The following is a 10,200-nucleotide window of genomic DNA, read 5'->3' as shown; positions in this document are numbered from 1 at the left end:
GCCGCGCTTTCAGCGGCGGGTCAGCTCCAGGTAGATGACGTTGTCCTGGCTGTCCCGGTACAGGCGCACGGCGGCAAGCTGGTCCATGGGCACCTCGCCCAGCAGCGCGCGCATGCCGTCCTCGTCGCGGTAGATGAGCCACCAGTCCATGAAGGCCTCCATGTAGCCCGTCTCCGGCGGGTACATGGCGAAGTTGGCCACCAGCATCTTCCCGCCCGAGCGCAGCATGCCGAACAGCAGCCCGGTGAGCCGCGTGGCCACCGAGTCCGACAGGTAGTCGTACAGGCCCGCAGAGTAGACGAAGTCCATGTCCCGGAACGTCGTCTTGCCGGACAGCAGCGAGCGCACCGAGCCGCATACCGGCTTCACCACCTCATGCGGATTGTGGTGCGAAATCTCCGCGAGGCTCAGCGGGTCCTGGTCGAAGGCGATGAGCTCGCCCACGCGCCGCTCCACCACCGCCACCGAGGACTCCGCCTCGCGCAGGTGCCCGCAGGCCACCGAGAGGATTCGGGAGCCCTCCGGGACGCGCTCGGCCGTGTCGTCGATGGTGCGCGCCAGCAGCTCGCGCCGCTCGCGCACGCTGAGCGAGCTGGGCTGCTGGTGCATGTACCGGTAGATTTCACGCCCCGCGTGCAGCTCGTCCGAGGCGTGGTCCATGTAGAGGTAGTCGATGAGGACCGCGTCGCCGGCGTACCCGCGAGGGCGCTCATACGCGCGGCGCGTGAAGGGGCACTGGTGCAGGAAGGGCCGCAGCGGGTGCTTCTTCGCCGTCTCCTTGCAGAAGCGCCGCCACACCTCCGGAGTCCACCGCCGACGCAGGGTGAGCAGGCCCAGGTGCAGCGAGTGCATGTTCTGCCACAGCACCTCGTCGGGCCCCTCCAGCATCCGCGCATGGACGTTGTCGAGCCAGTCTCGCGCTTCCTCCAGCACATCCCGGAACGAGTGCTCGGGCGCGGGGACGACCAGCCGGTTGCGCTCACCATGAGGGACAGTCTTCGCGCTGGGGGTAGGAGTGGGCTGGGTATCGTGCATCGCCAACACAACGCGGAAGGGGTGGGCTTTCACTTCCCGGAGGGACGTCCCCCGCCCGCCCCGCATTTCAGGCGGCCAGGCAGGCGTGACCCTGGCGGCTCACTCCGGGACAGCAGGCGGAAGCGGGCTAGAGCTCACCTCCTCGGGTGATTTCGAGTCGGAAACCGTCGTCCGGCGGCAGCTCGATGGGCGCCAACTCCCGGTTTCCGAACACGCCATGCAGGCGCAACGTCCGTTCGATGTCCTCCAGCAGCGCGAGGACCGGGCGCACGGTGAAGTTGGAGATGAACGCCAGTTCGTCCAGTCTGGGCAGGTTCTCTGGCTGGTGGGTGGCCACGTAGAGCGTCCCCCGGGCGCCGTGCCACTCGACGCGCAGCGGGCACATCCGCAAGCGGGCGAGCACGTGGGGCTGCACGCTCCTCACCACCGCGGCCGGCACCTTCGCCATCTCCTCGCCCCGGACGAAGGGCACCTGGAGCTGGCTCGACAGGGCGCGCTGGACCTGCTCCGGCCGCAGCAGGCACAGGTGCACCAGCGCCTCGCCCAGCCGGCACTGTCCCCGGGCCTGCCACGCCAGCGCAGTGTCCACCTGCGCCGGTGTCAGCAGTCCCCAGCGGACCAGCAGCTCCCCCAACCGCATGCGCTGCACGCCGCACCCCCCAGGCCCGTACCCGGCGTGAAGGGGAATGCGTCAGGCGTGCCACGGCGTGCTCCTGTGCTTTCGCAGGGTTGCACCGGGCGTTCACAGCCCGGGTGAAACCTTTTCCGCGTGAGGTCTTTCGGAATGACAGTCCGGCGGCAGCTGGCGTGTTGAGAACCTCGCCTTGTGTCGGGTGTTGCGCCAGATTCGCCACCCGCGGGCCCGGGGGGCCCGCGTGTCCCACCTGTTTCTGGAGTCGTGCGCAATCATCGACGCGGCGCGGAGTAACAAGAGGACTGTCGACTCCATGGCGCTTCCCGAGCCCCCGCTCGAATCCGCGCCTTCCTGGACCGGTATCCCCAGCAGGCGCCAGCACCCGCCCCATCGAAGCCTTGAGCCCACCCCCGCGGGCCGCACCGCCCGCCTTCCCTTCCCCGCAGTCCTGGAGCACGCATGGCATCCTGGCCCACCCTGTCGCGAGCGCTCACCGCCCTGGCGCTCGTCCCCACCCTGGCGCTGGCCGCGCCCGCCCCGGAGGCTCCCGCGAAGCCCGCGAAGGCGCCGTCCGCCCGCGCCCCCTCGCGCCCGTCGAAGCAGTACACCGTCGAGCAGTTCATGAAGACGACGTCCGTGTTCGGCGCGTCCTTCTCCTCCGACGAGAAGCGGGTGCTCTTCACGTCCAACCAGACGGGCATCTACAACGTCTTCTCCGTGCCCCTGACGGGCGGCAAGCCCACCCAGCTCACCCGCTCCACCACGGACAGCACCTACGCCGTGGGCTACTTCCCCAAGGACGCGCGCTTCCTCTTCGAGCGGGACCAGGGGGGCAACGAGCTGAGCCACCTCTACGTCCACACCGCGGACGGCAAGGAGAAGGACCTCACCCCGGGCGACAAGCACCGCGCCGACTTCGCCGGCTGGAGCCATGACGACTCCGCCTTCTACGTGCAGACCAACGAGCGCGACGAGCGCTACATGGACCTGTACCGGTACGACGCGAAGACGTACGCGCGCACCCTGCTCTTCCAGAACGACGGCGGCTACGATTTGGGCGCCGTGTCCCCGGACGAGAAGTGGGTGTCGCTGGGCAAGTCCCGGACCACGGCCGACAGCGACGTCCACCTCTACAACGTCGCCACGAAGGAGCTGAAGCACCTCACCCCGCACAAGGGCACGGCCACCTGGAATTCGGCCACCTTCGACCCGGCCTCCTCCGCGCTGTACATGCAGACCAACGAGGGCTCCGAGTTCATGCGCGTGGTGCGCTACGTGCTGGCCACCGGCAAGCTGGAGGAGGTGGAGAAGGCGGACTGGGACATCGTCTACACGTACTTCTCGAAGAACGGCGCCTGGCGCGTCACCGGCATCAACGAGGACGGCCGCACCGTCATCCGCGTGCATGACGTGAAGGCCGGCAAGCCGCTCACCCTGCCCCAGCTCCCCGAGGGAGACCTCACCGGCGTGTCCATTTCCCGCAGCGAGAAGCGGATGGCCTTCTACGTGAATGGCGACCGCTCCCCGAGCAACCTCTACGCCTACGACTTCGCCTCGAAGAAGGTCCAGCGGCTGACGGACACGCTCAACCCCGAGGTGGACGCGAAGGACCTGGTGGACTCGCAGGTGGTGCGCTTCAAGTCCTTCGACGGGATGGTGATTCCGAACATCCTCTACAAGCCGCACCAGGCCACGGCGGACAACAAGGTGCCCGCGCTCATCTGGGTCCACGGCGGCCCGGGCGGGCAGACGCGCAAGGGATACTTCCCATTCATCCAGTACCTGGCCAACCACGGCTACGTGGTGCTCGGCATCAACAACCGCGGCAGCTCCGGCTACGGCAAGACGTTCTTCACCGCGGACGACCAGAAGCACGGCAAGGAGCCGCTCCTGGACTGCCTGGAGGCGAAGAAGTACCTCGCCAGCCTGCCGTACGTGGACAGCTCGCGCGTCGGCATCATCGGCGGCAGCTACGGCGGCTACATGACGCTGGCCGCCCTCGCCTTCCACCCGGACGAGTTCAACGTGGGCGTGGACATCTTCGGCGTGTCCAACTGGCTGCGCACGCTGAAGAACATTCCTCCCTACTGGGAGTCGTTCCGCGAGGCGCTGTACCAGGAGATGGGCAACCCGGAGACGCAGGAGGAGATGCTGCGCTCCGTCTCGCCCCTCTTCCACGCGGAGAAGATTCGCAAGCCGCTGCTCGTCATCCAGGGCGCCAATGACCCGCGCGTGCTGAAGGTGGAGTCCGACGAAATCGTCCAGGCCGTGAAGAAGAACAACGTGCCCGTCGACTACGTCGTCTTCCCCGACGAGGGCCACGGCTTCAGCAAGAAGAAGAACGAGGCCGAGGCCTACTCGCGCACGCGCTCCTTCCTGGACCAGCACCTCAAGAAGGCCAGCGCGACGAACTGAGCGCCCCTGCCGCTCAAAAACACCGGCGCGGTGGGCCGGGCCCTCGCTTCAGGGGCCCGACCCACCGCGCCTTTTCACTTCACCTGGCGGGGGCGGAACCGGCCGCCCGCGCTGTGGGTGGACCTACGAGCGGAGCGGGTTCACCACCTCCGGGCACTTCCAGTACGTGTACTCGCAGGTGGCCTTCGACTCGTCGCAGGGCACCTGGATGATGGTGATGAGCTCGCACGGGTGACGCGGCACCTCCGCCTCACCCGCGCTTCGCGTATGGCCGTCGCCGCCCGCGTCGCGCGGCGCCTCGGGCACTTCGGGCGGAGGGACCACCACGGCGTGGTTGCCTCCGGGCAGCGCGCCCGTGGCGCGGCTGCCCCGACCCTTGCGCGAAGCCCCGCGCGAGTCGGGACGCGACTCCTGCGGTGGAGCCACCGGCGGCGGGGACGCCTCCGGCAGCAGGCCCGGAGCGGCGCCCAGCACCGCACCCAGGACGTAGAGCTTCGTGTTCATGAGACCCCCTGACCGGGAGCGACCGCCGCCACGCCCCATTGGCGCGGCGGTACCGGTGCAACCGGAACGACGGAGGTACCACCCGGGTCTGACATTTCCCGCACTCCCGGACAGGGCAGGCAGCCCACCCGCCGGGGCGGGGCCGCATCGTCAGGTATCGGAATGTCACCGGCTGCGGCTAGGATGGCGCGCCCGCCCGGAGCCGTCACCGCATATGCCCTTCCAGATCACCGTCCACGCGCAGGACCGCATCCTCGAGGTCGTCTATCCCCCACAGGTCACGGCGGAGGACCTGTCCGAGTACCTGACCGAGGTGAAGAAGGCCATCACCTCCCTGGGGGGCGAGTGGTCCGCGCTGGTGGACCAGTCGCAGCTGCGGGTGATGCCGGGCGACGTGGTGAGCGCCATGGCCAGCCTCAACGCCTTCGCGCAGCTCCGCGGCATGGTGCGCTCGGCGCGCGTCGTGGTGGACCCTCCCTCGGGCCTCCAGGCCTGGCGCATGACGAAGCGGGCCATGCTCACCATCCCCACGCGCACCTTCGAGACGCGCGGCGAGGCGCTGGCGTGGCTGAAGGACCCCGACGCGGACTGAGCCTGCGCGCCCGGTTCCGGGCGACCCGGATGACGAGACCCCCGGTGCTCCACCTATAGTGGGTCGGCCTGTCCCCGGACAGGCGCCCCCCTTGTCGCTGGAGTGGTCTCTTCCATGTCTCCCACCCGGACCCACGTCCGCGGCACGCTGCTCGGCGTGCTGCTGTGTACCCTCTCCTTCGCGGCCTGCGGTCCGGCCCCCGAAGCCGGCCCCTCCAGTGGCACCCCGCCCACGGGCACGGAGCGGCAGCCCGTCGTCTACGGCACCGACAACCGCACGGACGTGTACGCGCACGCGGACACCACCCTGCGCGCCCGGGCCCAGCAGTCCACGGTGGCGCTGATGAGGCCCTCGGCCCTCACGACCAGCGGCGGCGTGGTGACGTTCAACGCGTCCACGCTGCGCAGCGCGTACAGCCTCTGCAGCAGCGAGCGCTTCCTGGACGACCCGACGCCGGCCTTCTGCTCGGGCACGCTCATCGACGACAACCTGGTGCTCACCGCCGGCCACTGCATCACCAGCGCCAGCGACTGCAACAACACGCGCTTCGTCTTCAACTTCTACCGCACCTCCGCCTCCGCCCTGCAGGCGGTGAGCTCGCAGGACGTGTTCTCCTGCCAGTCCATCGTCGTGCGCCAGCAGTCCACGACGAACGGGCGCAACCTGGACTACGCCATCGTCCGCATGGACCGTGCGGCCACCCCGCGCTTCACGCCGGCCCCCGTGCGCACGGCCACCACCGCGCTGGCCGTGGGCGCCAACGTGACGGTGATTGGCTCGGGCAGCGGCATCCCCTTCAAGATTGACTCGGGCGGCTCGGTGCGTGACGCGCGCGCCAGCACGCTGGACTACTTCGTCGCCAGCACGGACACCTTCGGCGGCAACTCCGGCTCCGGCGTGTACGAGATGGGCGGCTACACGGTGGCCGGCATCCTGGTGCGCGGCGAGACGGACTACCGCTCGAGCGGGAGCTGCTACATCGTCAACGTGTGCACGGAAGCCGGCTGCCGCGGCGAGGACATCACCTACGTGCGCCCCGCCCTGGAGGCCTTCTGCACGGCGTCCACCAGCACCCGGCTGTGCAGCAGCGAGCCGCCGCCGCCGGCCACCAACTTCACGTACACGGCCAGCAACACCAGCAACGCCACCACCAACACCACCAACAAGGTGGTGGCCCTCACCGCAGGCCAGAAAATCACCCTGGGCACCTGCGGCCTGGCGGGCGCCGTCGTCACCGGTGACACGTACCTGCGCCTGTTCGGGCCCGCCGGCACCCTGGTGGGCTCCAACGACGACGCGTGCGGCGGCCGGGGCTCCAACCTGAGCTTCACCGCCACCACCGCCGGCAACTACGAAATCCGCGCCGGCTGCTATGGCAGCGGCAGCTGCGGCGGCACCGTGGTGTGGACCCTCGAGGCAGGCCCCCCGCCGGCCACCAGCGGCTCGTTCAGCTACAGCGCCAGCAACACCAACAGCGCCCAGCAGAACACCACCCCGCACGACCTGTCCCTCACCGCCGGACAGACGCTCTCCTTCGGAACCTGCACCGTCGCGGGCGCCTCCGGCACCGGCGACACGTACCTGCGGCTGTACAACGCCGCCGGCCAGCAGGTGGGCGGCAACGACGACTCCTGCGGCCAGCTCTCGCACGCCACCTACGTGGTGCCCGCGGGCGCGGGCGGCACGTATCAGGTTCGCGCCGGCTGCTACGGCAGCGGAAGCTGCGGCGGCACGGTGGCCTGGACCGTCCAGTAGGCCAGCTGCCCCTTCGGGGCCCGGGTGGTGGCCGCCCCTGGCTCACCGGGCCCCGAAGTCCTCCGACGGGACGCGCTGACAGGAGCCCCCACGCGAGGGCTCCTGAGGGGCCCTGGAGGCCCCTGCATTCGTCAACTGGTTGACGCCGGACACCCTCCCACCCGGTTGTCACCCCTCGGGGCCGTCCCTATATGCCGGGCCATGAAAGCAAACCCATGGCTGACTGGTGTGCCTCCGTCCAGACGTGACGAGCGGATGAACGTTGCGCCTCCCAGGCGTGTTGGCTGAGTCCATCCAACCGAGGGAGGACCTGCTTGCGCCGCTTCCAGGACCCGCTTCCGTTCGATGACCTGTCGCACGATGACGCACTCGTGCTGCTGGAGGTCATCCGAGAGCTCGCTCACCTCCGGGAGCTCGAGGACATCATGGCGCTGGTGCGCCGGGCCGCCCGCCAGCTGAGTGGCGCGGATGGCGTCACCTTCGTGCTGCGCGAGGGCGACTACGTCCACTACGCCGACGAGGAGGCCATCACCCCGCTGTGGAAGGGGCGCCGCTTCCCCATCCAGGCGTGCATCTCCGGCTGGGTGGTGGTGAACCGCACCGCGGCCGTCATCGAGGACATCTACGCGGACGAGCGCATCCCGCACGACGCCTACCGCCCCACCTTCGTGAAGAGCCTGGCGATGGTGCCCATCCGCCGTGCGGACCCCATTGGTGCCATTGGCGCGTACTGGGCGAAGCACCGCCTGCCGGGCGCGCGCGAAGTCGCGCTGCTGCAGGCCCTGGCGGACTCCACCGCGGTCGCCGTGGAGAACGGGCGGCTCTACGCGGCGGAGCGCGCCGCGCGCCAGGCCGCCGAGTCCGCGACTCGACTGCGCCAGGAGCTGCTGGCCATGGTGTCCCACGATTTGCGTAACCCGCTGGGCGTCATCACGATGACCACGTCGTTGCTGGCGCCGCTGCTCGCGCCGCTCAACGGCCGCGCGCGCAATCACCTGGACACCATCAACCGCTCGGTGCTGCGCATGGACCGGCTCATCCATGACCTGCTCGACTTCGCGGCCATCGAAGGTGGCGCCTTCCGGCTCGCGCCGGTGCCGCTGGCGATTACCACGTTGATGGAGCAGGCCGCGGAGCTGGGGCCCCTGGCCCACGAACGCGGCATCGGCCTGGAGCTGCGCCCGCCCACGCGGGACATCGCCGTGCGGTGCGACCCTGACCGCATCCACCAGGTGTTCTCCAACCTCGTGGGCAACGCCGTCCGCTTCACGCCCGCGGGAGGCGTCATCCAGCTCGCGGCCACTCCAAGGGAGAACCAGGTGGAGATGAGCGTGTCGGACACGGGCGCGGGCATCGCCCCAGAGGTGCTGCCCGTCCTGTTCGACCGATTCCAGCGCCCGCCCGCGCGCGTCCCCGGCAGCGGCGTGGGCCTGGGCCTCTGCATCACCCGCGGCATCATCGAGGCCCACGGGGGCAAGCTCCAGGTGATGAGCGAGCTGGGCCGGGGAACGACCTTCACCTTCACCCTGCCCATGGCCTGAGCACGCCCGCCCCGAGCGCCCTTCTCGCGTCCTTGCGCCACAACCCGGGGTCTACCTCTGCACGTGCAGAGGTAGACCCCACCATTCAACCACGACCGGGTCCCTCACCTCTGCACGTGCAGAGGCAGACCCGTTGGGCGGCGGCAAGCCCCTCACCTCTGCACGTGCAGAGGCAGACCCGTTGGGCGGCGGCAAGCCCCTCACCTCTGCACGTGCAGAGGCAGACCCGTTGGGCGGCGGCAAGCCCCTCACCTCTGCACGTGCAGAGGTAGACCCGTTGAGCGGCGACAGGCCCTTCACCTCTGCACGTGCAGAGGTAGACCCGTTGGGCGGCGACAGGCTCCCTCACCTCTGCACGTGCAGAGGCAGACCTGTTGGGCGGCGACAGGCCCCCTCACCTCTGCACGTGCAGAGGTAGACCCGTTGAGCGGCGACAAGCCCTTCACCTCTGCACGTGCAGAGGTAGGCACGTTGAGCCGCACTCGCCGCGACCGTAGGCGGAGCTGGCAACCGTCTCGTGAATAGGACGGTACGGCCAGGTTCTGGACGTGGCATCGCCAAGGCTGGCGCATAACCACACGTAACTACAAGCTCATGACCTTGGCCTGGCCTCTGCTCTCCGCTGCTGCGTCGCAATCACGCGGCATTCAGAGAGAACACCCATGGAAGACCTCAGCAGCAACAGCAACACGCACGCGCCCTCCCGTGACCTCACACTTGAGCAGGTGCACAAGCGCATCCTGAAGCTCGTCGAGCAGAGGCAACGCAACGGCCACCAGATTGGCCGGCTCTACAACTACGTCGTGGACAGCGAGCTGGCGCAGAAGGGCGGATTCAAGGACGCCCAGGACTTCTTCAAGCAGCGGGTCAAGGTGATCAGCAGCGCCATGCTGTCGCTGAACGGCGCGGTGGCCCGGTCCTTCACCGAGGAGGTCGCGGTGAAGTACGGCATGCGCAACCTCTACACGCTCTTGGCATACTCGAAGCTGGAAGGCGTCACGGTGGCCGAGAGCGAGCCGGGCGCCCTGCCCATCACAGTGCCGCAGAAGGACGGGACGGTGCTGTCCAAGCCCTTCGCGGACTGCTCCGTGGAGGAGCTGCAGAGCGCGATGAAGCACAAGCGCTCGCCACCCAAGCCTCTGCCGGAGCAGGACGCAGCCCGCGTGCAGCACTACCGGGAAAACCTCCAGCGGCACTTCACCGACCGGCTGAGCATTCGGGTGGATGCGCGCAACCACCTGGGCGAACTGCTCATCACCCTGCGGGACATCCCGGAGAAGGAGATGAAGCGGCTGGCGGTGGCGCTGGTGGACGAGCCCACCTCGGCCCTCATCATGCCTGAGGTGCAGGACTCGGTGCGCTCTGACACCTCCACCGCCCCTGCGCCCTCCATGACGGCAGCCCAGGGCACGGCGCACAACGACAACGCCACTGCTCCGGCCAGCCCGGCGGCGCAGGGCATGGCGAAGGACACCGCCACCATCCCGAGCGTACCCGTCGAGCGGGCGTACCCGTCGGACACCGCACCGGGGGTGATGAGCCAGGGTTCCACCGGGCTCATCTCTCCCCAGCCCACGCCACTCCCTCAGAGACAGGGCGGGCCGAGCAACAAGGAGCAGGGACTGGGCGGCTTCCTCCGGCGCATGACGGGTGGGTAGCTCACTCGAGGGCCTGACGAGAGACAGCTCCTGCACCGAGAAGTGCCCCTGACGCCAACGGTGTCA

The 10,200-nt window shown here is 69.1% G+C and carries 8 protein-coding genes; 5 read left to right on the top strand and 3 right to left on the bottom strand.

The genetic code is table 11. From position 1 onward, the window contains the following. Positions 1-9: 9 nt before the first annotated feature. Positions 10-1,035: a class I SAM-dependent methyltransferase gene (locus G4D85_RS23895; protein ID WP_205525671.1), complete on the bottom strand. Its 1,026-nt coding sequence runs from the start codon at positions 1,033-1,035 to the stop codon at positions 10-12. Positions 1,036-1,162: 127 nt separating this feature from the next. Beyond that, positions 1,163-1,675: a cyclic di-GMP-binding domain-containing protein, MshE-related gene (locus G4D85_RS23890; RefSeq protein WP_164016106.1), complete on the bottom strand. Its 513-nt coding sequence runs from the start codon at positions 1,673-1,675 to the stop codon at positions 1,163-1,165. Positions 1,676-2,128: 453 nt separating this feature from the next. Between G4D85_RS23890 and G4D85_RS23885 the strand changes: the two genes are divergently transcribed. Continuing rightward, positions 2,129-4,084: a S9 family peptidase gene (locus G4D85_RS23885; RefSeq protein WP_164015873.1), complete on the top strand. Its 1,956-nt coding sequence runs from the start codon at positions 2,129-2,131 to the stop codon at positions 4,082-4,084. Positions 4,085-4,207: 123 nt separating this feature from the next. Here the strand turns inward: G4D85_RS23885 and G4D85_RS23880 are convergent, their stop codons facing one another. Then, entirely contained in the window at positions 4,208-4,588 is a 381-nt protein-coding gene (locus tag G4D85_RS23880) for a hypothetical protein (RefSeq protein WP_164015871.1), read from the bottom strand. Between the two features lie 214 nt (positions 4,589-4,802). Between G4D85_RS23880 and G4D85_RS23875 the strand changes: the two genes are divergently transcribed. The 4 genes from G4D85_RS23875 to G4D85_RS23860 all read left to right on the top strand — a co-directional run bounded on the left by G4D85_RS23875 (position 4,803) and on the right by G4D85_RS23860 (position 10,134). After that, the gene (locus G4D85_RS23875; RefSeq protein ID WP_164015869.1) at positions 4,803-5,180 is read left to right on the top strand and encodes a SpoIIAA family protein; all 378 of its coding nucleotides are present in this window, start codon (positions 4,803-4,805) and stop codon (positions 5,178-5,180) included. A 114-nt stretch (positions 5,181-5,294) separates the two neighbouring features. Next, the gene (locus G4D85_RS23870; protein ID WP_164015867.1) at positions 5,295-6,935 is read left to right on the top strand and encodes a trypsin-like serine peptidase; all 1,641 of its coding nucleotides are present in this window, start codon (positions 5,295-5,297) and stop codon (positions 6,933-6,935) included. 314 nt (positions 6,936-7,249) lie between these two features. After that, a complete protein-coding gene (locus tag G4D85_RS23865; protein ID WP_164015865.1) occupies positions 7,250-8,476 on the top strand; it encodes a sensor histidine kinase in 1,227 nt (408 codons plus the stop codon). Between the two features lie 662 nt (positions 8,477-9,138). Then, positions 9,139-10,134 carry a hypothetical protein gene (locus G4D85_RS23860; RefSeq protein ID WP_164015863.1) on the top strand — a complete coding sequence of 332 codons (996 nt, stop codon included), beginning with the start codon at positions 9,139-9,141 and terminating at the stop codon, positions 10,132-10,134. Positions 10,135-10,200: the final 66 nt, after the last annotated feature.

The sequence above is a fragment of the Pyxidicoccus trucidator genome (assembly GCF_010894435.1).
Classification (GTDB): Bacteria; Myxococcota; Myxococcia; order Myxococcales; family Myxococcaceae; genus Myxococcus; species Myxococcus trucidator.
The sequence above is the reverse complement of the archived record's forward strand: the minus strand, read 5'-3'. Positions and strand labels throughout refer to the sequence as shown.